Genomic DNA, 25,336 nt, shown 5'->3' on the forward strand with positions numbered 1-25,336 from the left:
CTCAGGCTTGCTGCATAGCGGTTACCAGTTTCACGGCTTCAACGGCCTCTTGTACATCGTGCACCCGCAGTATGTGTACGCCTTTTTGCAAGCCAATGGTATTGAGTACCGTGGTGCCATTCAATGCTTCAGCAGCGGTGGTACCTAAGGTTTGGTAAATGGTACTTTTGCGGCTGATGCCCATGAGCAATGGGCGTTGCAATGTGTGCAGCACTTCCAGCTGACGCAACAATTGAAAATTATGTGCCGTGGTTTTGGGAAACCCAAATCCCGGATCGATGATGATATCATTTATACCTGCCGCTGTGCATGCCGCCAATCGTTCAATAAAATAATCCAGGATGTCTGTGAGCAGATTGTTGTACTCGGCCAACTGGTTCATACTGCCGGGCGTACCCTTCATGTGCATGCAGATGTAGGGCACCTGCAGCCGGCCGACAGTCGGCAGCATCTCCGCATCAAGATGTCCACCGCTCACATCATTCACGATGTGTGCCCCGGCCTGAACGGCCGCTTCAGCAACTGCCGCATGAAAGGTATCCACACTTATGAGCAGGTTGGGGCAAGCCGCTGCAATGGCAGCAATCACTGGCACTACACGGTCGGTTTCTTCGGTAGCCCCTACCCAATTGGCACCGGGGCGGGTGCTTTGGCCGCCAATATCCACCATGGCAGCACCCGCTTTTTGCATCTGCATAGCGGTGGCTACGGCTTCTTCCACTTGTGTTTTGCGGCTGTTGGCAAAAAATGAATCAGGCGTGGTATTGATGATACCCATGACCATGGGCAGGTCGATGACGACAAGTTTTCCCCTGCAATTGAGTGTATACATGCGGTTGATAACGAAGCTTTACTTTTGGCTGCCGGTAAAAGTACCACATCGCATGACTAAAACAATTGAACAATACAACGCCGCCATTGCATCTGCCCGAGATATTTTTATGAAGAAAGCCAGCGATTATGGCACTTCGTGGCGGGTGCTGCGGCCCATTTCTGTAGCCGATCAAATCTACATCAAGGCCCGCCGCATACGGCAGTTGCAGGAAAATGAACTGCAGCTGGTGGCCGATGATATTCCCAGCGAATTTCGTGGCATTATCAACTATGCCATCATTGGATTGATTCAGCTCGACATCAACAATGATGAAATTGAAACCCTGCCGCTGGAAGAATGTGCCAGCCGGTACGATGAAAAAGTGAGCATAGTTCGCCAGCTAATGGAAATGAAAAACCACGACTATGGCGAGGCCTGGCGGGAAATGAGTCAGGAAAGTTTTGCCGACCTGATTATGATGAAGATTTACCGCATGAAGCAAATCATTCGCAACGAAGGTAAAACCATCATCAGCGAAGGATTGGATGCTAACTATATGGACATCATGAACTACGCAGTATTTGCATTGATACTGCTGGCAGAAGCCGAGCAGCAATGATGTAAAAGATAATCGTGGCTGCAAACCAGCCATTCATTTACCCAAACCCACATCACTTTTTTTAGCATGAAAAGTATCGTCAACATACTGCGCATTCTTACCGGGCTGTTGTTCATTTTCAGCGGGCTTATCAAAGCCAACGATCCGCTGGGGCTTGCTTACAAAATGGACGAATACTTTACCGTGTGGAACTGGCATTGGGCCAGCCCCTTTAGCCTGTACCTGAGCATCGGCATGAATGTGCTGGAAATAGTGGCTGGCGTGGCATTGCTGCTGGGTTGGGCACCCAAATTCATCACCCGGCTGCTGCTGGTGCTCATGGTCTTTTTCACCTTCCTGACCGGCTATGCGGTACTCAGCGGAATAATAAAAACCTGTGGTTGCTTTGGCGATTGCGTTCCATTGCAAGCATGGCAATCTTTTGTAAAAGATTTGGTGCTAACGGCCATTATATTGTTGCTTGTTTGGAAACATGAATGCATAAAAGCAGTACTACCGCTTCGGGCCAATTTGTTTGCTGTTTTGTTTAGCACCGGCATGGTGTTTTTTGGTCAGCTCAATGTGCTCAGGCATTTGCCGTATGTAGATTGTTTGCCCTATGCGGCAGGCAAAAACTTGCTGCAACAAATGGATCCTCCACCCGGCTCTATTCCGGATAGTGTAGCCATTTTTTATACCTATAGAAAAGCTGGCCAAAACGTGGTGTTTGATGCCCTGCATTTCCCCGCCGACTTTGATGAGTCGAGCTACGAATATGTGAGCCGCGAAGAAAAAGTGGTACGCAAGGGCAATGCAGAACCTGCCATCAAAGACTTTGCACTGTACAACAGCAACAAAACGGATACCACCCGTCAGCTGTTGCAAGCCAGCGGTAAGCAGCTGCTGTTTGTAGCCAAAGATTTTAATGGCTACAAACCCGAATGGCAGGAACTGTTTGTGAAACTGTACACCAAGGCCAGAGAAAAATCCATTCCGTTTTTCATTGTCAGCAATCAGCCCGGTGACGTGGAAGAATGGTTTAACCAAACCAACCACTTCAATATTCCAGTGCTTACCTGCGACGGCACCGTGCTTAAAACCATGCTCCGCAGCAAAGTGGGCGTAGTGGCTTTGCAAGGCGCTACCGTAGCGGCCAAATGGAGTGATGCGGATATGAACGAAGCGGTGAAGTGGATGAACGGGCAGTAACAGCGCATCGTTAAAATAGCGGCCGGCAAACAACGGGGGACTGTTCATTGCAAATAATACTGCAAATTGCAGCCCGATAAAACCTCCAGCGTTGACCAAACTCGATTGGTACATATTGCGGCAATACATTTCCACTTTTGTGTTTGCCATTTTGCTCCTCACTTTTATCACCATTGTGATAGACACCAGTGAGCACTCCGACGATTTTGTAAAAAGCGGCCTCAGCACCTGGGAAATCATCAAGCAGTATCATTTCGGTTTTGTGCCGAGGATGATTACGCTGCTTTTTCCTTTGTTCATTTTCATTTCGGTCATTTTCTTTACCAGCAAGCTGGCCGGCCGTACAGAAATTGTCGCCATCCTCGCCAGCGGCATTTCTTTCAACCGCTTTTTGCGCCCCTACTGGATTGGCTCTATCTTTTTTGCCATTTTGCTGTGGTTGTCTTTTCGATATGTAACGCCGATTGCCAATCAGATTTTCTCCGACTTTCAGAACAAATACATTGACAACCCCAACTATAGCGGCGATTACAACGCCAGCACTATTTACTTCCGCAACGACAGTACTCACTATGGCTCGGTCAGCTATTTTGATACTGCACAAAAAAGAGGCAATGCCTTTGCCCTGCAGGAAATAAAACACAACGAACTGAAGCAAAACATACGTGCCGAAAGCCTGGTATGGGACACTGCTAAAAGACGCTGGAAACTCGAAGTGGTAACCATCCGGGATATCAACGGTGATGTAGAAAAAGTGCGGCAAATAAACGACACGGTGATTAACCTCAACTTTAAACCCAGCGAGTTTAAGAAGGGCCAATACACCAAAGACATTTTAAAAACACCGGAGCTGCAGGAGTTGATACGGAAAGAAAAACTTCGTGGCACTGAAGGTATCAACGATTTGATTGTGGAGCGTCACCGCCGTGATGCAACACCAATAAGCATTGTGTTGCTCACCATGATGGGTGTAGCGGTGAGCAGCCGCAAAGTACGTGGCGGCAGTGGCTTGCATTTGGCCATGGGTATTATTCTGGCAGCACTGTTTATCCTTACCGACAGGTTTAGTACCATCTTCAGTACCAAGGGCAATTTTCCGCCTGCTCTGGCAGCGTGGACGCCCAATCTGATTTTCTTTTTGTAACGATTTACCTGTTTAAAAAAGCGCCCAAGTAACGCTTGGGCATTGCTGCATTAGAGCGGCACAGTTATTTCCAATTTGCAGCCTTCGCCGGGAGCAGAAATGATACGCATTTCACCGGCATAAAACTGAACCCGGCTTTGCATATTGCGCAGGCCAATACCCTTTGCTTTTTCTTTGGTATCAAAGCCCACACCATTGTCTGTTATGGTCATTTGCAATTGTGTGGGGGTAGAAGCCAGCACAATGGTAACAACGGTAGCTTTTGCATGCTTGTTGATATTGCTGATTTGCTCTTGTGCTATGCGATACAGCATCAACTCTTTTTGCTCATCAATGGCGACAGCAGGATCTAAGTGATTGATGAGGGTGATTTCCTGGCCATGGGCATTGGCAAACTGGCGAGACAAACTTTGCAGGGCATCAATCAATCCGGTGTCGCCCAACGTGGGCGTAACCAGCGTGTGAGATAAGGTACGGATTTCATCCACGGCAAGATTGACGCATTCAAAGCCTTGCTGCACTAAATGGTGCGGAATGGCTTCATGTTTTTTGGCACGTGCCAGGTAAATTTTTGCAGTAGCCAAAATCTGATTGATATTATCGTGTAGTTCTTTGGCCAGTTCGTTGCGTTCTTTTTCCTGTGCTTCAATGGTGAGTTGTGTGGTAAGTTTTTGTTGCTCAATTTGCCGGTCTACCAGTTCCTTCTCCAGCCTTTTTTGATCGGTAATATCAATCGACAGAATGAGTATGCCTTCGGGCACAGGCTGAACGCTCAACTCGAACCACCCCTTGCTGCCATCCGGAAACTCAAACTCGTTGACAATGGTTTTTGAAATTCTGCTTTGCATGCAGTTTTGCAACTCAACAAACAACGGCGCTTTTTCAAAACCGGGATACACATCCATCATTCTCCTGCCCAACAATTCAGCTTCTGAAAACTTGCTCTGCCGTATCACCACTTTGTTTAAAAACAGGTAGCGCCAGTCGAAGGAAATGATTTGTATACCTTCCTGCATGTTTTCCAGCAAGCCTTTGTAGTGTGTTTCTTTTTCCAACACTTCACGGGTTTTTTCTTCAACCCTTTTTTCCAGTGTGGCATTCAGTATTTTAATTTCCTGCTCGGCACTTTTGGCTGCCGTTTCATCGCCCACAAAACCCATCAGGAAAGAGGGTTTGCCAGCTTCGTTGTAAAAAATGCGGCTCTTACACCATATCCATCCCAACGTGCCGTCAGCTTTTATAATGCGGCAATCAAACTCAAGGTTTCTTTCTCCACCCGAGGCTACTTCCCAGGCTTTTTGCACTTTTTCATGATCTTCCGCCACCACGTGTTTTTCAAAAAACAGATCGAATGACCAATCCTTCACTAGTGTATCATACCCCATGATTTTATCATGAAGTACCGATACGCTTTATATCACCTGTAATCAAATCAATCGTCCAAGAGCCAATGCCTGCACTTTCCAATGCAAACGCAAGATTTTCCATCGATTTACGCAGCTCCGATTCCGATGCTTTCAATTGTGCTTCTGCACTATTTCGTTCCTGGTTTTTACGGTAGATGATTAAAAACGTGGTAACAATGAGCAACAATGTAAGTCCCTGAAAAATGACAATGATTCGGTTCGAATTCGTAATGGTCTTATTGTTCCGTTCTTCCCTTATTTCGAGCAATGCATTTTCGTGTCGTTGAATATCACTGATTATATTTTTAACTGATCCTCCAAGTAAAATACCTTCATTGGCTGCCACTTTCAGCTTTTCCGGCGTAAGCTCTCCTGCCTGAAAAACGGAAATCAAAATTTTTCTTGAAGCAATAAATCTATCAATCATTTGAGACAATGAATCCACTCTCACCTGCTGTTCTCCATTTATTTCCGTTAGTTTTTTAAACTGCTTTAATTCACGTGAAATAGCTGTTACATGATTATAGAAAGCATTGAGGTATAAATCTTCTTTGGTGACTAAAAAGCCTCTAAGACTACTTTGCATTTCTGCAGTCGTTTTGGCTATCCTTTCCGACATCAGCTGTGTGTCGTAAGTGTGGCGAATCGTTATTTCACTATCGGCCCGTTGCTTGTTGTTATCACTAATGGCAAAAAAAATGAAAATCAACAGTAACAACGACACCGCAAAATAGACGCCCACTTTTTGCTCAAATGTGAGTTTGAAGTTTGCCAAATGCCGGCTCTTCAGCAATGATGTGCTCAGTAATAAAAATAATATGGCCGTAAGCAATGCTGTTTTGGCCAACCATGGAATGGCCTGCAAAAAACTACTGCCGAAAAACTGGTTTAAAAATACCAGTGCCGAAACGATGATGATGCCAATAAGACTGATCACACAAAACCACAACATTCTTTTTGACTGAATGAAAAGTATGACCAACGAAATAATGGCAAAGCTTAACGAAGTGTGCACACTTGGCCTGCCGGCATATTTTGTTTCAACGGGGTTGGGATCATCTTTCCAAATCAGTTCATCAATACCTGCATTGAAATCAAAAATGGTTTGAGAGGCACTGAGCAAGCCAAAAACAAACATGAACAATGCAATGCCTTTTGCCCACTGCAGATAGCGGGGTTCTGCTTTTTCTTCCAGCAACCATACTGCTGTACCCAGCAATAAAAAACCAACAGCCGTATTGAATTTGATGTTGATAATGCCAGGTAAAACCGACTTGAATATATTGACATTGAATATCCAACCATATACTACCAGTATAGCCGCAACAATCACTATTGCCGACAATACTTTACTAGTATGAAGTTTTTTCAACATCAATTGTAGCTGGATTTGAAATGAACTCACCTGTTATGCAAGAGGAGAAGATGAGTCAGTTACTAACGTGTAATGTAGGGGTAAACAAATTGAAAAACAATGACATATGACGCTAATTACCCGGTTTTGACATTCCTGTGAGCTGAATGACCGATTTGTGCCCAAATATCTTTTCCGTCAATGGTCTTTTCTTCATGTTAAACGGTTATTGAATTACACTTTTTCTTTGGCTTGCAGCGCTGCTGCAGCACCTTTATTGAAAATGATTTTATATAAAAAAACAACCGCTGTAATAGCGAAAATGGCGGCAATACTGTATTGCACCACGTTCATGTGGCTATGCATGTTTTGCAGCAGCACCTGCCCGCCTATTACAAACACAGCCAATCCAATAAGGGTGCCAATACCAATGCCCACACTGTACCAATTAAACTGTTGACCATTGGCCTGCAAAATGCCTTTGCTAAACAGCACCGTACTCCACCCAAACCAAAACGGAATTTGCATAGGGTTGAGAGCACTCATGGTTACGCCAAGTATAAACGGGTGCACATCGGCATTCAAAATCACATTCTTTCCATCTTGTGCGGGGTTGCTGGCTGCCATAAAACTGGTAACAGCTAAGGTGGCTACAATGGCAAAAGCCAGCCAATCCATCAGTCGCAGCAGGCCCGCCCGGTGCTGTATCCAGCTGATGCCCACCAACGATACCCGTACATAGGCCACTTCAATTATTGCGGCGCCAACGCCAAACAGGCTGGCAGGCCACACACCTTCGGCAATAGAAATTTGCATGGCCGCCACATTAATGGTGCCCAATGGCAAAGTACCCAAGGCACTGATGCCCAATCCCCAAAAAGCAATACGCAGCAATGCTTTCATTTCTCCCCCATTCTTCAAAGCGGCCAAATATAACCGACCTGAACCAGCCCTGTGAACAAGCCATACAAAATGTGGCAAACTGATGGCGAACAGCTACCTTCAAACCCGCATTTTTGTATATCGGTTGTCTGTGGTTTTTAAGGCCGGCAGACAATGGCTAAGCTTAGACATATGAATGTAAAAACCATGGCCCAATGGGCCGCAGAAGGCACTGCGCCGGATATTTTATTTTGGGTAGGATGTGCAGGCAGTTTTGATCAGCGGGCACAAAAAGTAACCCGTGCTTTTGCTCAAATACTGGATGCTGCTGGTGTGAGCTACGGCATACTGGGCGCCGAAGAAATGTGTACCGGCGACCCTGCCCGCCGGGCCGGCAACGAATTTTTGTTTCAAATGATGGCCAGCCAAAACATTGCTGTGCTCAATGGTTATGGTATCAAAAAAATAGTAACCACCTGTCCGCATTGCTTTAATACGCTGAGCAATGAATACCCCGAACTGGGCGGTCAGTATGAAGTGGTGCACCACACCACGTTGCTGCAGCAACTCATCAACGAGGGCAAAGTGAAAATGAAAGAAGGCGGTAGCTTCAAAGGCAAACGCATTACCTACCACGACAGCTGCTACCTCGGCCGGGCCAATCAAATTTATGAAGCGCCCCGTGCTGTGCTCGAAGCCCTCGATGCCGAGCTGGTAGAAATGAAACGCTGCCGCAGCAATGGTTTGTGCTGCGGTGCCGGCGGTGCACAAATGTTTAAAGAAGAAGAAAAAGGCAATACCCGTGTCAACTGGGAACGTACCAAAGAAGCATTGGAAACACAACCCGCTGTCATCGCTTCTGCATGCCCTTTCTGCAATACCATGCTTACCGATGGTGTAAAAGTGAACGAAAAAGAAACCGAGGTACAGGTACTGGATGTGGCAGAACTGGTGGCGCAAAGTTTGGCATGATTGCTGAAGTAAAGCCCCCGATTGTCAGCAGCATTTTTTTGAAGTAATACCCTACACAAGCATTATGTCGAGCATTTTGATTATTGATGATGAAAGAGCCATTCGCAACACCCTCAGCGAAATTTTACAACACGAAGGCTACAAAATAGATGTAGCTGAGAATGGCGAAGAAGGCTTCGAAAAGTTTAAGAAAAACAGCTACGATGTAGTGTTGTGTGATATTAAAATGCCGAAGATGGACGGCATTGAATTTTTGGAAAAAAGCCGCGAAGTAAACCCTGATGTGCCGCTGATTATGATTAGCGGCCATGGCAATATTGAAACAGCAGTAGAAGCTGTAAAAAAAGGTGCCTACGATTACATTTCCAAGCCGCCCGATCTCAACCGGTTGCTCATCACCATTCGCAATGCCACCGACAAAACCACGCTGGTAGCCGAAACCAAAACGCTGAAACGCAAAATCAGCAAGGTGCAGGAGATTATAGGCGAAAGCGAACCCATTCAAAAAATTAAAGACACGATTGCCAAAGTAGCCCCCACCGATGCCCGGGTATTGGTAACCGGCGAAAACGGTGTGGGTAAAGAACTGGTGGCCAAGTGGATTCATGAGCAAAGCAACCGCTGCCGTGGTCCGTTGATTGAGGTCAACTGTGCTGCCATCCCCAGCGAACTCATCGAAAGCGAATTGTTTGGCCATGAAAAAGGGTCCTTTACTTCTGCCGTAAAACAGCGCATTGGCAAGTTTGAGCTGGCTAATGAAGGCACGTTGTTTTTGGATGAAGTGGGCGACATGAGCCTTGATGCTCAAGCCAAAGTACTGCGGGCTTTGCAAGAAGGTACTATTACCCGTGTAGGTGGCGATAAAGAAATAAAAGTGAATGTGCGGGTAGTAGCCGCTACCAACAAAAACCTGATGGAAGAAGTGGAAGCCCGGCGCTTTCGCCTCGACTTGTACCATCGCCTTGGTGTGATACTCATTCATGTACCATCGCTCAACGACCGCCGCAGCGATATTCCTGCATTGGTTGATCATTTCCTCACCAACATTTGCAACGAATACGGCACAGCCAAAAAACAGATTGCGGCAGATGCAGTAACCATGCTTCAGCAGTACAACTGGACGGGCAACATACGTGAACTGCGCAACATTGTAGAACGACTGGTGATTTTGAGCGACAAAACCATTACTGCGAAAGACGTACAGGAAAATGTACGGATGTAACGCTTTTGCAGTTACGCCAACACACCGCCGAATGGCTGGCGACAATAATGGAGCAAGTCTTGCAAGCTTTTGAGACACCAGGCATTGGGGGCCGTGTGCTGTATGTATTGCACCAATGGCCCGCTGGCTACAATTTGTTTGTTGGGAAAACGATGACTCCACATGTCAAGATATTCCTGAGCATCCATGCGGGTAAAATTGGTAAGCTGGTGGTAGTGCAGTTGTAGTATGTCTTTGCTTTTGCAATATTCTTCTACCGTGGCTTCTGCTACATTGGTGCCTAAGTATATGGTTGGATACCCGTTTTTGCGGAGCAAATAGTAGGTAAACAACAGCGGGATTTCGTGAAACTCTTCTTCGGGACCAAACAGCAAAATACAATGCTGGTGATTGGTTTTTACCATCGGCAATTCATTGATGTGCCGGATGAGCAAATGCCGGATGAGATTGCTGGCAAAATGTTCTTGTGCCGGTTGCAATTCTTCATTCATCCAAAGCAGCCCTATTTTTTCGAGAAAAGGATATAGCACATGCACCACGGCCCTTTCCAGCCCCAGTTGTAAAATGGCCGACAGCAATGTAGAATCGAACAATGCAGCATTCATATCACGGCTGGCCTGCAGCAAATCGGTCATTTGCTCCACAAAAAAAACGCCGCTCCGCACTTCTTTGTCTATCATTTGCGCAATGGCTTCTTCGCTCAGCGAAGCAATGTGCGAAATTTTATACCCCTGATGATACAGCCAGCTTATCCGCAAAATGCGGCGCAGGTCATCGTTGGTATAAAACCGGTGCTGGCTTTCTTTCCGGTGGGGCAATACAAGGCCATAGCGGCTCTCCCACATCCGAAGGGTATGGGCTTTTATTCCGCTTAAACGCTCCACATCTCTGATAGAAAACAGTTGCATTTGGCGAGAAAATTAGGACGCCAACGCCCTTTCAACCCTGACAAAAATCAGTTTCAGTCGTCTGTTGAACCTCTGGTGTCAAATACAAACAAAATGATAAACTATATTGCCGGATTGGCCCGATACCACGAAAAGGTATTTTTGCCGGAACCGCTCTGCACACTTTACTTTGGCAGGCATTAAAACAAAAACCGATATGGGTTGGATCATTTTTTTGATAGGAACGATTGGCTGGCACATTGGTATGTACGGCATGTTTAAAAAAGCCGGCATTACCCCCTGGAAGGCCCTCATTCCATTTTACAATACCTGGTGCATCATCGATAAAATTCAAATTCGCCGGGTATGGTTTTGGCTACAGTTTATTCCTATTGCCGGGCAGTTCATCAGCATTTGGCTCACCATCATTTTTGTGATGCATTTTGGAAGGTTCAATGTATTGCACCACGCAGCCGCTGTATTTGTGCCGTTCATTTATTTCCCCTATCTCGGCTTTTCGCCCAACGAACGCTATGCAGGTCGTGAAGTATTTCACAACTACAAAAAACCTTCGAGCCGCGAATGGGTAGATGCTGCCGTGTTTGCGGTAGTAGCGGCTACACTTATCCGCACCTTCATTTTCGAAGCCTACACCATTCCTACTCCGTCTATGGAAAAGACTTTGTTGGTGAATGATTTTCTCTTCGTTAATAAAGTATCGTACGGTCCCCGTATTCCCAAAACGCCGCTGAGTTTTCCGTTTGTACACAACCTCATGCCCAACTCACAAATACCTTCTTACCTCAAGTGGATTCAACTGCCTTACAGCCGCATACCCGGCTACGAAAAAGTAGAACGCAATGATGTAGTGGTATTCAATTTTCCGTTGGGTGATACGGTGATCAATCATCCAGATTATGGCTCTAAAACACCGTACTACGATGTACTGAGGGGCGCACCATACAATGGCAACCGCGATGCGCTGATGGCCAATTGGGGCGATCAGATTTTGGTACACCCCATGGACAAAGCCGACAATTACATCAAACGTTGTGTGGGTGTTGCCGGCGATACATTGCAGGTCATCCATGGCATTTTGTATGTAAATGGTCAAAAGGCCTACAGCCCTGCAGGAGAGCAAACCCATTACATTGTTCGCACCAATGGCACCCCCATTGACTTCGACAATCTGGAAGACAATACCGGCATTCAGCTGCGTTGGAATGTAAATAAGGAAGCCGACATAGAAGATCTGAACAAGACCTTTAATGAAGGCGGCATTTACTTTTTGAATATGTCGCCCGGCGATGCTGCTGCATTCAAAAAAATGAGCAATGTAAAAGCCGTGGAGCAATACATTATTCCTGCTGATAGCAGCGATACAGGTTTGTTTCCGAATGCGCCGGGTTATGGCTGGAGTGTAGATGAATACGGCCCCATTGTGATTCCTGCAAAAGGCGCTACTGTGTCACTCACATTGCAGAATCTGCCATTGTACGAACGCCTCATCCGCAACTACGAAGAGCATACGCTGGAAGTGAAAGACAAGCAAATCATCATCGATGGTAAGCCTGCAGATAAATACACTTTTAAGTACAACTATTACTGGATGATGGGCGACAACCGCCACAACAGCCAGGACAGCCGCTACTGGGGTTTTGTACCCGAAACACATGTAGTGGGTAAAGCCAGTTTTATTTGGTTCAGTTGGGAGAACGGTCCTCGTTGGAAACGGATTTTCAGCAGCATCAAATAAACCCGTAATTTTAACTGCCACAACAGAAATCCTTCTCCAACATGGGGAAGGATTTTTTATCACTCAACCTGATGAAAGATGGCAAACAAAACACATCAATTTACTTACGAGCTCCACGAGAACGAAAGCAGCCTTTCGCCAGCAGACCAAGCATTACTCCAGGCAGCCCGGGAGCACACTGCTGCAGCATACGCCCCTTACAGTGCATTTAAAGTAGCCGCTGTAGCACAAACCAGCAGCGGACATATTGTAAAAGGTAGTAATCAGGAAAACGCCAGCTATCCCGTTGGTATTTGTGCAGAAAGAGTGTTGCTCTCGGCACTCAGCACTTTGCACCCAACAGAAGCCGTAGCTACCATGGCCATATCTTACCACAACCTGCATGGCAACAGTGGTAAGCCCGCATCGCCCTGTGGCATGTGCCGCCAGGCATTGGTAGAGTACGAGCAAAGGTTTAACCAGCCCATGCGCCTCATTCTCTCAGGTCAGCAAGGCGAAGTAATGGTGATTGCTTCTGCCAAAGACATATTGCCGTTTGGCTTTACAGCAGAAGACATGAAGTAATGGATGATGGATGGTAGTTGGTAGGTATTCTAGCTGATGTTGGTCGCTTGACCAACATCTTAGAATTAGGCCATTGTTGGTCGCCGGACCAACAATGGAATCACGATAATTTCTCTTACTGCTACGAGAACTCAAATCCCGACTACTTTTTCATCGCTTCGTTGTACGCTGCACTGCCGCCCTTGGGCACCGATAAATTTTGCCAGTCATTTTTGCGCAGCATTTTGCCCAACATTACTATTTGCCCAATGTGATAGCCATAGTGGGCCAGTTGACGCAGCAGGGCATCGTAGGCTTTCAGCTTTTCGGTACGGATGGTTACGTCTTGCATGAGTTGCGCATCGTTGAGCGAACCAATCGTACTCAGCACATGACTCCAGCCAGTTTCCCAAAAATCAATCAGGTCTTGCTTGCTTACATTCATGGGCTCAAATTCTGCATCGCGGTTGCGCCAAGGCTTTTCGCCATCTTCTGTCAAAAAATTGCTGAACCGGCTCATCATGTTGCCATACATGTGCTGCACAATAATGGCAATGCTGTTGGCACCTTCCGCAGGCTCCCATTTCAATTCTGCTTCGCTTAATTGTGCAAATGTTTTATCGCCCAGTTGCTTGTAATAGATAAAGCGGGTAATGATGTCTTTGGTAAAATCAGCTGCTGTAATCATGCAAGAAAATTATCGGGGTTGGAGAATGAGTTGTTGCGAAAAATCGAGTATCAAACGTATCAAATCATTGGCTTCTACAAGAGGAACTGTGGCGGCAATATCTTCTACATCGTGGTATGCTTTTCGCTTGCCCAAAGTATACCAGAAAAAAGAAGGCACCCCTTTTTCAGTAAACCAATAATGATCGCTGTTTTGGGCCTTGCCCCTGCTGTTGATGGCGGATAGATATAGTTTTTCCGCATTCAGTTTTTGCAGCAATGCAAATGCGTTAGGAAACTCAGTAGCATTCACTACCGTAATGCCTTCTTCGCCATTGCCCATCAAATCGAGATTGAGCAAAAAGCGAATATTTGACAATGGAAAGGCTGGTTTATCTACATACCAAGATGAACCTACCAATCCTGCTTCTTCGCCGGCAAACCAAATAAACACCGCTTTGTAGGGCAAAGGTTGGGCTTGTATGCGGCAAGCCAATTGCATAAGCAAAGCGGAGCCGCTGGCATTATCGTTGGCTCCTGCAAAGAGAGCATTGCCCATTTGCCCCAAATGATCGTAATGTGCCGTAAAAACGATGGTAGAATCATTGCGCAGCGTACCGGGTACGGTGGCAATTACATTATCAGCCTTGAAGGATGGCTGAAAAAATGGAGTGACCTGCAGTTTTATTTTTTTGGGTACAGACTTGATTGCAGCACGACGTACAATAACCCGGCAATGGTTTTGCTGACGAGTAGCCACACTCCAGGTGAGTTTGTCGGCCAGCTGTACAATCAGCTTTTGATCGGGCGATACCCAGGTAACAGAATCAACCTGCAACAAGCGGGAAACAGTGCCATCAAAACCGCCCGACTCTGGCCCAATCAAATAATCAATGCCTTCCTGCAAGGTTTGGCCATTCACCTGCAACAAACTTGGACTGGGAAAAACATTCACCGGATATTCCACCGTTTGTCGTTGCACAAGCAAGCCCTGCTGCTGCATGTTGGCGGCTATCCATTCGGCTGCCTGCTGCATGCCATTTTGCACATAGCCACGCCCATGAAACGCAGGCGCTGCAAGGGTATCCATCCACCGGCGGATAATGGCACTATCCTGAGCCTGTACCTGCAACAGCAAACAACAAAACAAAACGGTCACACAAATCTTTCGCATCCCTAAAGTATAAGGTTTTTCAACCAATTTTCAGCATGAGGAAAGATACCGAAAAGCATGACTTGCCTCATAGTTAGTTGTAGCTACTTGCGTCAAATTTGGTATTGACGAAGGGAAAAAATCGATGTATCTTGATAAACTCCTTGAGTTCTTTTGATCAGATTGCTCACCTTAAAACTTCATGTTATGGTTACCGTAGCCGAACATCAGGCGCTGCTGGCCGAATGCGACCAGTGGCGCAATCAACTCCGCCAGGCAAAAGAAAACATCAATCATTTGCGCAGTGAACTCTACACTGCTGCTGCTGGCAAAACGGATCACGATTATTTAAAAGAGGTAGAACACTACCACAACCAGTTTCACATTCAGCTCATTAATGTGCACGACGTAAAACACGCCATTAAGCACCATGTAGCCGATGCCGAACATCATCCCAACTTTGGTCACAAAATTCCGCACCACAACCTGGAACTACAGGTAAAACAATTGCTGGCCGACATTGACCAACTCACCAACGACTTTCACCGTTTCATTGGAGAAACGGCATAACATGATAGAAAAGGTTGCAGGTATCTACACACTTGCAACCTTTTTTAATACATGTAGTACTTACCCTCATTGTATTCCGATTGCTTAATCATTGCCGTGGCCGGATTTGTTCGGGCTACACGGTTTTTTTCACCATTTACATACTTACGTTATGGCAACTTTTGATACTGCTCACGTAAAAAACATTGCGCTGCTTGGCCATGCCGGCAGCGGTAAAACAACGCTGGCCGAAGACATGCTTTTTGAAGCAGGATTGATTAACCGCCGTGGTACGGTGCGGGAAGGCACTACCGTCAGCGATTATCATGAACTCGAAAAAGAAAGAGGCAACTCTATCTTTTCTTCCCTACTACACACTACCTGGCGTGGTTACAAAATCAATATCATTGACACCCCGGGTTATGATGACTTTGTTGGCGAAGTAATTAGTGCCCTCCGCGTAGCTGATACCGGTGTAATGCTGCTCAACGCCACTGCCGGTGTAGAAGTAGGCACCGACATTATTTGGGACTATACCGAACAGTTTAAAACACCCATGATTTTTGCGGTGAACAAACTGGATCATGAAAATGCTGATTACACCAAAACCGTAGCCGAAGCCAAGGCTCACTTTGGCAGCAAAGTAGTGCAGGTGCAATATCCGCTCAATGCTGGTACAGGTTTCAATCAAATCATCGACGTGCTCAACATGGTAATGTATGAGTACGGAAAAGATGGTGGCAAGCCTGAGAAAAAGCCCATCCCCGATAGCGAAAAAGCAACCGCAGATGCACTTCATCGTGAATTGGTAGAAGCCGTAGCCAGCAACGATGAAAGCCTGATGGAAAAATATTTTGAGTTGGGCGAATTGAATGAAGATGATATGAAAGCGGGCATGCACAAAGCCACGATCAATCATGACATCTTCCCGCTGTTTTGTGTAAGTGCCGAAAAGAATATGGGTAGTGGCCGCATCATGGGTTTTATTGACAATGTGTGCCCAAGTGCCAATGAAATGCCTGCACAAAAAACACAAGCCGGTACCGAACTCACTTGCGATGCCAGTGGTCCCGCCTGCATTTTTGTTTTCAAAACCATCAGCGAACCTCACGTTGGCGAACTGTCGTTATTCAAAGTGTACAGCGGCACTATTAAAACCGGTATGGAACTGGTGAATGAAACCACCGGTGCTTCCGAAAAAATGAACCAGCTGTTGTTGCTCGAAGGCCAAAACAGGATCAACGTAAACGAATTGGTGGCAGGCGATATTGGTGCCACCATGAAGCTGAAGAATACGCATGTCAACAACACCTTGCACGAAAAAGGCAAGAACATTGAGCTGCATCCCATTGAGTTTCCGACCAGCAATTTGACAGTGGCTGTAGAAAGCACCCGCAAAGGCGAAGAAGAAAAGCTGAGCCAGGCTTTGCATACGCTGATTGAAGAAGATGCCACCATTAAAGTAGAGGTGTCGCAAGAGTTGAAACAAACACTACTGCATTGCCAGGGCGAACTGCATTTGCAGGTGATTAAGTGGAAACTCGAACACATTCATAAGCTCGACGTTGCTTTCCATAAGCCACGCATCCCTTACCGCGAAACCATTCGCAAAAAGCAGAAGCCATGTTCCGCCACAAAAAACAAAGTGGCGGTGCCGGACAGTTTGCCGAAGTGCATTTGCGCATCGAGCCTTGGTACGAAGGCATGCCTGACCCCGAAGCGTTGAACGTTCGAGGCCGTGAAGAACATCCGTTGGAATGGGGTGGCAAACTGGTGTACTACAATTGCATTGTGGGTGGCGCCATTGATGCCCGTTTCTTACCCAGCATTTTGAAAGGGGTGATGGAAAAAATGTATGAAGGCCCGCTGACTGGTTCTTATGTACGTGATGTACGGGTGAGTGTATTTGATGGTAAAATGCACCCGGTTGACAGCAACGATATTTCTTTCAAACTCGCTGGCCTCAAGGCTTTCAAAGATGCATTCGGTCAGGCCGATCCGCAAATTCTGGAACCCATTTACAATGTGGAAGTGCTTTGTCCATCCGACCTTACCGGTGCTGTAATGGGCGATTTGCAAACACGCCGTGCTTTTGTGGAAGGCATCGATACCGAAGGACATTTCCAGAAAATAGTAGCCAAAGTGCCACTGGCAGAAATGGCGGATTACTCATCTTCACTGCGCAGCATTACGCAGGGCCGTGCCAAGTTCAGACTGCATTTTCATGAGTATGCACCTGTGCCATACGACCTGCAGAAAAAACTGCACGAAGACTACGCTAAAACAGCGAAGGAAGAAGAATAAATATTTTTTGCAACATCAAAAAGAATGGCCGGCGCAAAATGTGTCGGCCTTTTTTTGGTTAAAGCCATAACGGTAGATATATTGCTGCATAAATCGTTTTTATGGTAAGGGACAATAGCCAACGGGCAAAAGTGGTACAGATACTATTCTTCTGTTTGATGGCGATACATGCCGTGAATGCTTTCGGCAATTACTTACAAATTCAATTGTTGAATCGTTTACAAAAGGGCGTATACAATGAGGAAGAAGCCAGCAACAACGATATACGCCAACAACTATTGGCCATTGCTATTTTAATACTCACGATACTTTCCATTGTTTATTTCATCATGTGGTTCCGCAGAGCTTATTATAACCTTCAATTAGCCGGCGGCCGTACCAATTTTACAGAAGGCTGGGCTGCAGGTGCGTGGTTTGTGCCGTTTCTCAATCTGGTTCGCCCCTACCAGATTATGACAGAAATTTGGAACGATACGCAAAGCTTAAACTATAGCAAAGCCGAACGCAAATCTGGAGCCATTGTTGGCGTTTGGTGGACCATGTATTTAATCAGCAATATCGTTTCCTCGGTTTCAGCAAGAATTTATACCGACACCGAATCCATTGAAGGACTTTTGGATTCTTCCTGGGCCGATTTGTGGTCATCGTCTTTGGAAATTCCCGCTGCTATTCTCGCTGTCGTTATGGTAAGGCAGGCACACCAATTTGAATTGGAGTTGAGTGCTTACCAACAATTGCCCAAAGAAGAAGATTCAGAAAATTTACTCGGAAATATTGTGGTAGAATAAGCAATCTCATTTTTACAGCAATACATGCCACTTACATTTGTAGCATGAGCTATCAGAAATGGGTGATGAGTTTCTTGTGCATAGTCTTTTGCTATCAGCTACAGGCACAAGCATTACAATTCGATAAACTAAAGTTGCCGCAAGCACCACAGGGATGGAGCAAACAAATAACGCCCACTCAATTATCATATTCCAACATGAATGTGCGGGGCAGCACCCCCTTCACGGTGATTTTGTTTAAAGGCGAGTCCTACACCGGAAAGCAAGATGCCGCTTTTGCCCGCCAATGGCGAAGCTGGCTGAACCTGAGCGATACGGCCGCTGTACCCCGATTCAGAAAGCTGTACAATGCATCATCGGCACCGATGGCGAGTGGTGGCATTGAAACGGATGGGCCGCTGGGCAAGGGCTACTACCTGCTCAGCATTTACCAATGTACCGGGTACCTGCAGGCGGTTGGCATTTTTACAACATCACAAAAAGCCTTCAAGGCTGAATACTACGATTGGAACATCTACCTCACAGATGCCGTATGCTTATAGGTTATACAAAGGTTGATTCAGCTTCCATTCATATTCTTTTTAATGCTTATTTTTCATTTTCATCAACATGATTGCTATGCCTGCCAGTTCTCCTGTTCAGCGTTTTTTGCATTGGGCTGATACTTGCCCCAACGATGTTTTTTTGCGTCAGCCAATCAACGGCCAATGGCAGACTTTGACCTTTGCACAAGCCGCGGATCATTGCAAACGCATAGCACAAGGACTGCGCAGTATGGGCTTGCAACCAGGTGATAAAGTGGCGTTGCTGAGCAAAAACTGCAGCGAATGGATACTCGCTGATTTGGCTATGATGATGGCGGGCGTAATTAGTGTGCCCATTTACCCAACGCTTACAGCACACAGTATCGAAAGCATATTGGTGCACAGCGAATCGAAAGCCATTATTGCTGGCAAGCTCGACCAATACGACAAGCAGAAAGAAGGCTTCCCTGCTGATATTCGCATCATTGGTGTCAAAGCATTCAACAGCAAAGGCGATGTGCAATGGGAAGACCTGCTGGTACAAAACGAACCAATTGCAGCGCCCTTCGCATGGGATCTTCAAGATGTCATCACCATTATTTATACCTCTGGCACTACTGGGGCTCCAAAAGGGGTAATGCATACACTGCACTCCATCGACCGGGTAATACAAACTGCTACACCAGAAATTCCGCTGATACAACGCCCTACCCTGTTTTCCTACTTGCCACTCAGCCACATTGCCGAACGCATGGGCATAGAACTAAATGCGGTGTACAACGGTGGCTTTATTTCTTTTGCCGAATCGCTGGACAGCTTTGCAGAAAACCTGGCCGATACACAGCCGGATATCTTTTTTGCTGTGCCTCGCATCTGGATCAAATTCCGGGAAAAGATTTTACAAAAACTGCCGCAGAAAAAACTCAATCTGTTTTTATCTATCCCCATTCTCAACAACTTGTTGCGCAAAAAAATAAAAACCAGTTTGGGCTTATCAAAAGCCTACTTTGTAGTAAGTGCTGCAGCGCCATTGGCCAAAGAAGTACAAGAATGGTACAAGAAACTGGGCATCGATATTTGCCAGGCATATGGTATGACAGAAGACTGTGTATACGCCCATTTCAACCGGCCGGGCAGCAACAAATTTGGCACGGTGGGCAAACCGCTCTCTGGCCTGCAGGTAAAGTTTTCTGACGAAAAAGAAATACGGGTAAAAAGCGAAGGCAACATGCAGGGCTATTACAAAGAGCCCGCCATGACCGCCGACATGTTTGATGAAGAAGGCTACCTGAAAACCGGAGACATTGGCGAACTCGATGCAGATGGTTACCTCATGATTACTGGTCGGGTAAAAGACCAGTTTAAAACGGATAAAGGCAAATACATTGCGCCGGCACCCATTGAAACGAGCATGCTCACCAACCATCATTTGGAACAGGTATGCGTGGTGGGCACCGGTATACCCCAGCCTATTGCATTGGTTACTTTGTCCGACTCTGGTAAAATGCAACAGCAAGAGGCGCTGTTTGCACAACTGGAAGCCGACATGCAAGTACTCAACAAGACATTGGAGAAACACGAACGCATTGAAAAAATTGTGATTCTCGAAAAAAGCTGGACAGTTGAAAATGGCTTGTTGACGCCTTCTCTTAAAGTGAAGCGCAATGAGCTGGAAAAAATTTACCTGCCCCACTACCCCATGTGGTACAGCAAGCCCACGACCATTGTACGAGACAACGGATAACCAATCGTTATTGATAGGCTGTATAAATGCACTCACCAGCCACGGAGGTGCATTCGCCTAACTGTGCAGCTACAAGCAATGGCAGCAGCGATAAGTCTTTACCTTTACTGCCTAAATTGTTTGTTTGCCATGAATGAAGTGTACATCATTTCCGCAGTAAGAACGCCCATGGGCAGCTTCGGCGGATCACTGAAAGATTTGTCTGCTACACAGCTCGGCGCCATTGCCATAAAAGGGGCTTTGGAAAAAGCCGGCGTAGCTCCAGAAGCCGTGAACGACGTGTTGATGGGTTGTGTAATACAAGCCAACCTTGGTCAGGCGCCTGCCCGCCAAGCAGCCAAGTTTGCCGGCTTGCCCAACGAAGTAAATTGTACCACCGTCAATAAAGTATGTGCCAGTGGCATGAAAGCCATTGCACAAGCTGCACAAAGCATTTTGCTGGGCGATGCCGACATCGTAGTGGCAGGTGGTATGGAAAGCATGAGCAATGTGCCTTACTATGCGCCCAACATGCGCTGGGGCAATAAGTACGGCAATGTGCAATTACTCGATGGTTTGGCTAAAGATGGCCTGACTGATGTGTACGATGGTCAAGCTATGGGCATTGCTGCTGAACTCTGTGCCAGCACATGTGGCATTAGCCGCGAAGATCAGGATGCCTTTGCAATTGAAAGCTACAAACGCAGCCAGGCTGCCTGGGAAGCCGACAAGTTTGCCAACGAAATTGTACCAGTACAAATTCCACAGCGTAAAGGCGAGCCCGTTATCATTGCCAAAGACGAAGAACCTTTCAATGTGAAGTTTGATAAAATCCCTTCACTCAATCCCGCCTTTAAAAAAGATGGCACTGTAACAGCAGCCAACGCCAGCACCATGAATGACGGTGCTGCAGCCTTGGTACTCATGAGCAAGAGCAAAGCTGAAGCCCTTGGTCTGAAGCCCATTGCCAAAGTGATTGGCTACGCCGATGCCGAACAAGCTCCCGAATGGTTTACCACATCGCCTGCTCTGGCTGTACCAAAAGCTGTTGCCAAAGCAGGACTGACCATGCAAGACATCAGCTACTGGGAACTGAACGAAGCCTTTAGCGTAGTGGGTATTGAAAATAGCAAACGGATGCAGCTCGACCCTGCTAAAGTAAATGTGCATGGTGGTGCCGTTTCACTGGGTCACCCGCTGGGTTGCAGTGGTGCCCGCATTATTGTAACGCTCATTAATGTGCTGCAGCAAAACGGTGCCCGCTATGGCGCAGCCGGTATTTGCAACGGCGGTGGTGGCGCCAGCGCCATGGTAATTGAAGCCATGCCGCAGTAATTTTCCCCCAAAATTTCTTTATCAAAAAGGCAACGCTTCTCTATTGGTGAAGCGTTGCTTTTTTAATTTCTGTTGGATGAATCAATGTTGGTCAGGCGAGCAACGATGGCTGTAATGCTCATCAAATTTTCACCGCCAATGTTGGTCGCTGACCAACATTGAAAGCCAAACAGCAGGGTCGTTCTCTCATCAAATTTTCACCGCTTTCCATTTGCCTTTGGTAAACAACCACATGGCTACAACAGCGATAAGTGACTCTGCAGAAACGATGGCTACAAACACACCTGTTGGTCCCAACTTCCATGAAATACTGAGTATATACGCCAATGGAATTTGAATGCCCCAAAAGAAAATGAGGTTGATAATGGTGGGTGTTTTTGTATCGCCGGCGCCGTTAAATGCATTCATCATGACCATGCTGATGCCATAGAGCACATAGCCCAAACTCACAATGCGCAAAGCTTCTACCGCAACAGGCCGAATGGCCACATCATCGTTGAGCAATTGCACCAGCCATTCACCCATAAAGAAAAAAAGTAAGGTAACACCCAGCATAAACAACGCGTTGTATTTGGCCGTAAGCCATACACTTTTGGCGGCACGTTCGGCATTGCCTGCACCCAAATTTTGGCCTACCAATGTAGCGGCGGCATTGCTAAGTCCCCAGGCAGGCAAAATAAAAAACACAATCAACCGGATGGCAACACCATAACCAGCCGTTGCATCTTCGCCAAACTGTGCTACCAACCGGGCCAAAAAAATCCAACTGGCAGAGCCAATCAAAAACTGCAAAGTGCCATTGCCGGCCACTTTTGCCAGCGATGCCAGTACAGATTTATCGGGCAAGAAATCGCTCCACTTCAGGTGTATCACACCATGGCTATAATTGAGTTTGTACAACTGATACAGTACTCCGATGGTACGACCAATAGTGGTAGCCAATGCAGCACCCGTGAGGCCAAACGCTGGCAACATGCCCCAGCCCTGAATAAGTAACGGACACAGCATGATGTTGCAGATATTGGCTATCCACAAACTTTTCATAGCAATGGATGCATCGCCGGCACCGCGAAAAATGCCGTTGATTAAAAACAGCATCATGATCACCAGATTGCCGCCCAACATGATGCGCATATACGGTGTACCCATTCGTATCACTTCTGCAGAGCCACCCATTAAACGCAACAATGTAGGTGCCATCGTGACGCCTACAATACTGATGAGCACTGATACCAACAAGCCCAACAGCATGGATTGTGCACCCGCTTTGGCTGCTGCTGCAGCATTTTTTTCGCCAATGCGCCGTGCTACCATGGCCGTTGCGGCCATGCTTAAACCAATGCCCACTGAGTACACAATGGTGATAATGGATTCGGTAAGCACCACTGTAGAAATAGCCACCGAGCCGAGCTTTCCTACAAAGAATACATCCACCAGCGCAAACACCGATTCGAGACTCAGCTCCAGAATCATGGGTACGGCCAGCAGAAAAATGGCTTTGCGAATGCTACCAGTGGTAAAATCCTGCCCTTCGCTGGACAATGACAAACGGATATAATAAAATAAACGATGAAAGAATCGTGTGATGTTCGTCAACGACATATATAAAAAAGTAAGGTGATAAAATAGAATGATGGGAAGACGAAACAGTGAATGCTTCGGTGTAAAGAGCCTTACTTTCCCGGCGTAAGGCCGGCACTTAAAAAATCATATGCGTTGAAAATTGTACAGCGAAGAAAACAAAAGAAGCTGACCTGTGCAATACAAGTGGATGAGCGGCGGATAGCCAATTAAAACGGGCACCACCAAAGTAGTGCCCGTTTTCTATAAACGTATTATGGTTGTTTATTTGTGTCTGCCCCGCAGCACATTCACCACATCAGTGAGGCTATAGCCTTTTGCCTGTAGCAAAACAATGTAGTGAAACATCGGATCGGCGGCTTCGCCCAAGAACAATTCCTCGTTGTCATCTTTTGCTTCTATTACCAGTTCTACCGCTTCTTCGCCTACTTTTTGCGCTACTTTGTTGATGCCTTTGGCAAACAAACTGGCGGTATATGATTTCTCTGTCGGGTTGTTTTTTCTGCCGGCAATCACCGACTCGAGGTACCACAAAAAATCTGCCGGATTGTTTTGATTCACTTCATTAAAACAAGTATCAGCACCCGTGTGGCAGGTAGGACCTATGGGTTGTGCTTTTACCAGCAGTGTATCATTATCGCAGTCAACGGTGATGCTTTTCAGCAGCAAATAATGTTCGCTGGTTTCACCCTTCGTCCACAAGCGTTGCTTGCTACGGCTGTAAAAAGTAACCTTGCCGGTAGCATTGGTTACATCCACCGCTTCCTGGTTCATAAAGCCCAGCATCAATACCTTATTCGTTACTACATCCTGCACCACGGCAGGCACCAAGCCATCTGCGTATTTAGAAAAATCGATTGTCATTGTTTCTCTTTTTGTTGTTTGAGCATTTCCTGAAATTCCTGCATGGCTTTGGCCGCTTCGGCACGGTCTTTATCCAATCGCTTTTTTTCAATTTTGTAACTAAAGCGAATGACCATGATGCCCAGCAGCATGGAGCCTAAAAGAATCAGCCAAATCATAAGCGTACAGGTATTTGTTGTGTAGCAAGATATTGTTTCAATTCGGGAACGGGAATTTCACCGTAGTGAAAGATACTGGCGGCAAGGCCTGCATCGGCTCCGGCTTCCGTAAACACATCTACAAAATGTTGTTTCTGCCCCGCACCACCGCTGGCTATCACCGGAATATCTACGGCTTGCACCACAGCTTTGGTAATGGGCAAATCGAAACCGGTTTTGGCACCATCAGTGTTCATGCTGGTAAGCAAAATTTCACCCGCACCACGGCTGTACACTTCTTTCACCCAGGGAACGGTTTTTAATTCAGTGGCTTGTCTGCCGCCATGTGTATGCACATAATGATGCGCTTCAACAGGATATTTTGTATAGTCCAGCGTTGGTTCGCCGGCTTCATTAAGCAAGCGGGTATCCACTGCCACTACCACAAATTGCGAACCAAATTCCAACGCTAGTTCATCTACCAAGGCTGGTCGTTTTACAGCAGAAGAGTTGATGGAAACCTTATCAGCACCGGCTTCCAACAATCGGCTGGCGTCGGCTACACTACTAATGCCACCACCTACGGTAAACGGAATATTGAGGTGCTTCGCAATTTGCAATACCAGCTCTGCAAAAGTTTTGCGGCCTTCGTTGGTAGCGGTGATGTCGAGAAACACGAGTTCATCGGCACCATCACGTGCATACTGTTGTGCAAGCTCAATCGGGTCTCCGGCATCACGTATGTTCACAAAGTTCACACCCTTCACGGTACGCCCATCCTTGATATCGAGGCAAGGAATGATGCGTTTGGTGAGGCCGCCGGACACTGACCCTCTAAATCTCCCTAAAGGGAGACTTGATGCTGATTGATTTTCCAGTTCACTGACATTTTGCATACTCATTGTATTCTTGGTTACGCATCTGC

Annotated in this window: 25 protein-coding genes; 14 read left to right on the plus strand and 11 right to left on the minus strand. The window is 46.5% G+C overall.

Annotated features, from left to right (window positions below):
• Position 1: 1 nt before the first annotated feature.
• A complete protein-coding gene (gene folP, locus GLV81_RS13395; protein ID WP_157479316.1) occupies positions 2-832 on the minus strand; it encodes a dihydropteroate synthase in 831 nt (276 codons plus the stop codon).
• 52 nt (positions 833-884) lie between these two features.
• On the opposite strand from folP, the gene GLV81_RS13400 reads away from it, so the two are divergent.
• The 3 genes from GLV81_RS13400 to GLV81_RS13410 all read left to right on the plus strand — a co-directional run bounded on the left by GLV81_RS13400 (position 885) and on the right by GLV81_RS13410 (position 3,765).
• Positions 885-1,433 (plus strand): DUF1599 domain-containing protein, encoded by a 549-nt coding sequence (locus GLV81_RS13400; protein WP_157479317.1) that lies wholly within the window; start codon positions 885-887, stop codon positions 1,431-1,433.
• A gap of 66 nt (positions 1,434-1,499) precedes the next feature.
• Positions 1,500-2,621 (plus strand): BT_3928 family protein, encoded by a 1,122-nt coding sequence (locus GLV81_RS13405; RefSeq protein ID WP_157479318.1) that lies wholly within the window; start codon positions 1,500-1,502, stop codon positions 2,619-2,621.
• A gap of 91 nt (positions 2,622-2,712) precedes the next feature.
• Positions 2,713-3,765 (plus strand): LptF/LptG family permease, encoded by a 1,053-nt coding sequence (locus GLV81_RS13410; protein WP_157479319.1) that lies wholly within the window; start codon positions 2,713-2,715, stop codon positions 3,763-3,765.
• 50 nt (positions 3,766-3,815) lie between these two features.
• On the opposite strand, the gene GLV81_RS13415 is transcribed toward GLV81_RS13410, so the two are convergent.
• From GLV81_RS13415 to GLV81_RS13425, 3 genes are all read right to left on the minus strand, one after another.
• Positions 3,816-5,150: a PAS domain-containing sensor histidine kinase gene (locus GLV81_RS13415; RefSeq protein WP_157479320.1), complete on the minus strand. Its 1,335-nt coding sequence runs from the start codon at positions 5,148-5,150 to the stop codon at positions 3,816-3,818.
• Between the two features lie 7 nt (positions 5,151-5,157).
• Entirely contained in the window at positions 5,158-6,546 is a 1,389-nt protein-coding gene (locus tag GLV81_RS13420; RefSeq protein WP_157479321.1) for a CHASE3 domain-containing protein, read from the minus strand.
• A gap of 213 nt (positions 6,547-6,759) precedes the next feature.
• Entirely contained in the window at positions 6,760-7,428 is a 669-nt protein-coding gene (locus tag GLV81_RS13425; RefSeq protein ID WP_157479322.1) for a LysE family transporter, read from the minus strand.
• A gap of 171 nt (positions 7,429-7,599) precedes the next feature.
• Here GLV81_RS13425 and GLV81_RS13430 point away from each other — a divergent pair, with 171 nt between their 5' ends.
• A complete protein-coding gene (locus GLV81_RS13430; RefSeq protein WP_157479323.1) occupies positions 7,600-8,379 on the plus strand; it encodes a (Fe-S)-binding protein in 780 nt (259 codons plus the stop codon).
• A 64-nt stretch (positions 8,380-8,443) separates the two neighbouring features.
• Positions 8,444-9,601, plus strand: coding sequence for a sigma-54-dependent transcriptional regulator (locus tag GLV81_RS13435; protein WP_157479324.1), 1,158 nt, complete (start codon positions 8,444-8,446; stop codon positions 9,599-9,601).
• 11 nt (positions 9,602-9,612) lie between these two features.
• Here GLV81_RS13435 and GLV81_RS13440 read toward each other — a convergent pair whose 3' ends face one another.
• Positions 9,613-10,509, minus strand: a complete 897-nt coding sequence (locus GLV81_RS13440; RefSeq protein WP_157479325.1) for a MerR family transcriptional regulator — start codon at positions 10,507-10,509, stop codon at positions 9,613-9,615.
• A 196-nt stretch (positions 10,510-10,705) separates the two neighbouring features.
• On the opposite strand from GLV81_RS13440, the gene lepB reads away from it, so the two are divergent.
• Positions 10,706-12,244, plus strand: a complete 1,539-nt coding sequence (gene lepB / locus GLV81_RS13445) for a signal peptidase I (RefSeq protein ID WP_157479326.1) — start codon at positions 10,706-10,708, stop codon at positions 12,242-12,244.
• Positions 12,245-12,322: 78 nt separating this feature from the next.
• Complete coding sequence (locus tag GLV81_RS13450) at positions 12,323-12,808, plus strand: cytidine deaminase (RefSeq protein ID WP_157479327.1); 486 nt, start codon at positions 12,323-12,325, stop codon at positions 12,806-12,808.
• A 142-nt stretch (positions 12,809-12,950) separates the two neighbouring features.
• Here the strand turns inward: GLV81_RS13450 and GLV81_RS13455 are convergent, their stop codons facing one another.
• Both GLV81_RS13455 and GLV81_RS13460 read right to left on the minus strand, forming a co-directional pair.
• The gene (locus GLV81_RS13455; RefSeq protein ID WP_157479328.1) at positions 12,951-13,475 is read right to left on the minus strand and encodes a DUF1572 family protein; all 525 of its coding nucleotides are present in this window, start codon (positions 13,473-13,475) and stop codon (positions 12,951-12,953) included.
• Between the two features lie 9 nt (positions 13,476-13,484).
• Positions 13,485-14,627, minus strand: coding sequence for a M28 family metallopeptidase (locus GLV81_RS13460; protein WP_246185998.1), 1,143 nt, complete (start codon positions 14,625-14,627; stop codon positions 13,485-13,487).
• 186 nt (positions 14,628-14,813) lie between these two features.
• Between GLV81_RS13460 and GLV81_RS13465 the strand changes: the two genes are divergently transcribed.
• The 7 genes from GLV81_RS13465 to GLV81_RS13490 all read left to right on the plus strand — a co-directional run bounded on the left by GLV81_RS13465 (position 14,814) and on the right by GLV81_RS13490 (position 21,829).
• Positions 14,814-15,176: a hypothetical protein gene (locus GLV81_RS13465; protein WP_157479329.1), complete on the plus strand. Its 363-nt coding sequence runs from the start codon at positions 14,814-14,816 to the stop codon at positions 15,174-15,176.
• A gap of 151 nt (positions 15,177-15,327) precedes the next feature.
• Positions 15,328-16,881 carry an elongation factor G gene (locus tag GLV81_RS13470; protein ID WP_246185999.1) on the plus strand — a complete coding sequence of 518 codons (1,554 nt, stop codon included), beginning with the start codon at positions 15,328-15,330 and terminating at the stop codon, positions 16,879-16,881.
• Positions 16,779-17,459, plus strand: coding sequence for a translation factor GTPase family protein (locus GLV81_RS20515; RefSeq protein WP_246186000.1), 681 nt, complete (start codon positions 16,779-16,781; stop codon positions 17,457-17,459). Before GLV81_RS13470 ends, GLV81_RS20515 begins: the two co-directional genes overlap by 103 nt.
• Positions 17,460-17,668: 209 nt before the next feature.
• Positions 17,669-18,247 carry a DUF4328 domain-containing protein gene (locus GLV81_RS13475; RefSeq protein WP_197428316.1) on the plus strand — a complete coding sequence of 193 codons (579 nt, stop codon included), beginning with the start codon at positions 17,669-17,671 and terminating at the stop codon, positions 18,245-18,247.
• A 44-nt stretch (positions 18,248-18,291) separates the two neighbouring features.
• Positions 18,292-18,789: a hypothetical protein gene (locus tag GLV81_RS13480; protein WP_157479331.1), complete on the plus strand. Its 498-nt coding sequence runs from the start codon at positions 18,292-18,294 to the stop codon at positions 18,787-18,789.
• A 76-nt stretch (positions 18,790-18,865) separates the two neighbouring features.
• Positions 18,866-20,515, plus strand: coding sequence for an AMP-binding protein (locus GLV81_RS13485; protein ID WP_197428317.1), 1,650 nt, complete (start codon positions 18,866-18,868; stop codon positions 20,513-20,515).
• Positions 20,516-20,644: 129 nt separating this feature from the next.
• On the plus strand, positions 20,645-21,829 hold the full coding sequence (locus GLV81_RS13490) for an acetyl-CoA C-acyltransferase (RefSeq protein WP_157479333.1): 1,185 nt from the start codon (positions 20,645-20,647) through the stop codon (positions 21,827-21,829).
• 189 nt (positions 21,830-22,018) lie between these two features.
• On the opposite strand, the gene GLV81_RS13495 is transcribed toward GLV81_RS13490, so the two are convergent.
• The 4 genes from GLV81_RS13495 to hisF all read right to left on the minus strand — a co-directional run bounded on the left by GLV81_RS13495 (position 22,019) and on the right by hisF (position 25,238).
• Positions 22,019-23,377 (minus strand): MATE family efflux transporter, encoded by a 1,359-nt coding sequence (locus tag GLV81_RS13495; protein WP_246186001.1) that lies wholly within the window; start codon positions 23,375-23,377, stop codon positions 22,019-22,021.
• A 297-nt stretch (positions 23,378-23,674) separates the two neighbouring features.
• Positions 23,675-24,274, minus strand: coding sequence for a bifunctional phosphoribosyl-AMP cyclohydrolase/phosphoribosyl-ATP diphosphatase HisIE (gene hisIE / locus GLV81_RS13500; RefSeq protein WP_157479335.1), 600 nt, complete (start codon positions 24,272-24,274; stop codon positions 23,675-23,677).
• Entirely contained in the window at positions 24,271-24,432 is a 162-nt protein-coding gene (locus GLV81_RS13505; RefSeq protein ID WP_157479336.1) for a hypothetical protein, read from the minus strand. Before GLV81_RS13505 ends, hisIE begins: the two co-directional genes overlap by 4 nt.
• Positions 24,429-25,238 carry an imidazole glycerol phosphate synthase subunit HisF gene (hisF, locus tag GLV81_RS13510; RefSeq protein ID WP_246186002.1) on the minus strand — a complete coding sequence of 270 codons (810 nt, stop codon included), beginning with the start codon at positions 25,236-25,238 and terminating at the stop codon, positions 24,429-24,431. The genes GLV81_RS13505 and hisF overlap by 4 nt, the downstream gene beginning before the upstream one ends.
• Positions 25,239-25,336 lie beyond the last annotated feature (98 nt).

Source organism: Phnomibacter ginsenosidimutans (genome assembly GCF_009740285.1).
Classification (GTDB): Bacteria; Bacteroidota; Bacteroidia; order Chitinophagales; family Chitinophagaceae; genus Phnomibacter; species Phnomibacter ginsenosidimutans.

Excerpts from the sequence above, each read along its gene's own strand:
- folP (WP_157479316.1), bottom strand. The coding sequence starts at position 832 with ATGTATACACTCAATTGCAGGGGAAAACTTGTCGTCATCGACCTGCCC.
- GLV81_RS13400 (WP_157479317.1), top strand. The coding sequence starts at position 885 with ATGACTAAAACAATTGAACAATACAACGCCGCCATTGCATCTGCCCGA.
- GLV81_RS13405 (WP_157479318.1), top strand. The coding sequence starts at position 1,500 with ATGAAAAGTATCGTCAACATACTGCGCATTCTTACCGGGCTGTTGTTC.
- GLV81_RS13415 (WP_157479320.1), bottom strand. The coding sequence starts at position 5,150 with ATGGGGTATGATACACTAGTGAAGGATTGGTCATTCGATCTGTTTTTT.
- GLV81_RS13420 (WP_157479321.1), bottom strand. The coding sequence starts at position 6,546 with ATGTTGAAAAAACTTCATACTAGTAAAGTATTGTCGGCAATAGTGATT.
- GLV81_RS13425 (WP_157479322.1), bottom strand. The coding sequence starts at position 7,428 with ATGAAAGCATTGCTGCGTATTGCTTTTTGGGGATTGGGCATCAGTGCC.
- GLV81_RS13430 (WP_157479323.1), top strand. The coding sequence starts at position 7,600 with ATGAATGTAAAAACCATGGCCCAATGGGCCGCAGAAGGCACTGCGCCG.
- GLV81_RS13435 (WP_157479324.1), top strand. The coding sequence starts at position 8,444 with ATGTCGAGCATTTTGATTATTGATGATGAAAGAGCCATTCGCAACACC.
- GLV81_RS13440 (WP_157479325.1), bottom strand. The coding sequence starts at position 10,509 with ATGCAACTGTTTTCTATCAGAGATGTGGAGCGTTTAAGCGGAATAAAA.
- lepB (WP_157479326.1), top strand. The coding sequence starts at position 10,706 with ATGGGTTGGATCATTTTTTTGATAGGAACGATTGGCTGGCACATTGGT.
- GLV81_RS13450 (WP_157479327.1), top strand. The coding sequence starts at position 12,323 with ATGGCAAACAAAACACATCAATTTACTTACGAGCTCCACGAGAACGAA.
- GLV81_RS13455 (WP_157479328.1), bottom strand. The coding sequence starts at position 13,475 with ATGATTACAGCAGCTGATTTTACCAAAGACATCATTACCCGCTTTATC.
- GLV81_RS13460 (WP_246185998.1), bottom strand. The coding sequence starts at position 14,627 with ATGCGAAAGATTTGTGTGACCGTTTTGTTTTGTTGTTTGCTGTTGCAG.
- GLV81_RS13465 (WP_157479329.1), top strand. The coding sequence starts at position 14,814 with ATGGTTACCGTAGCCGAACATCAGGCGCTGCTGGCCGAATGCGACCAG.
- GLV81_RS13470 (WP_246185999.1), top strand. The coding sequence starts at position 15,328 with ATGGCAACTTTTGATACTGCTCACGTAAAAAACATTGCGCTGCTTGGC.
- GLV81_RS20515 (WP_246186000.1), top strand. The coding sequence starts at position 16,779 with ATGTTCCGCCACAAAAAACAAAGTGGCGGTGCCGGACAGTTTGCCGAA.
- GLV81_RS13480 (WP_157479331.1), top strand. The coding sequence starts at position 18,292 with ATGAGCTATCAGAAATGGGTGATGAGTTTCTTGTGCATAGTCTTTTGC.
- GLV81_RS13485 (WP_197428317.1), top strand. The coding sequence starts at position 18,866 with ATGCCTGCCAGTTCTCCTGTTCAGCGTTTTTTGCATTGGGCTGATACT.
- GLV81_RS13490 (WP_157479333.1), top strand. The coding sequence starts at position 20,645 with ATGAATGAAGTGTACATCATTTCCGCAGTAAGAACGCCCATGGGCAGC.
- hisIE (WP_157479335.1), bottom strand. The coding sequence starts at position 24,274 with ATGACAATCGATTTTTCTAAATACGCAGATGGCTTGGTGCCTGCCGTG.
- GLV81_RS13505 (WP_157479336.1), bottom strand. The coding sequence starts at position 24,432 with ATGATTTGGCTGATTCTTTTAGGCTCCATGCTGCTGGGCATCATGGTC.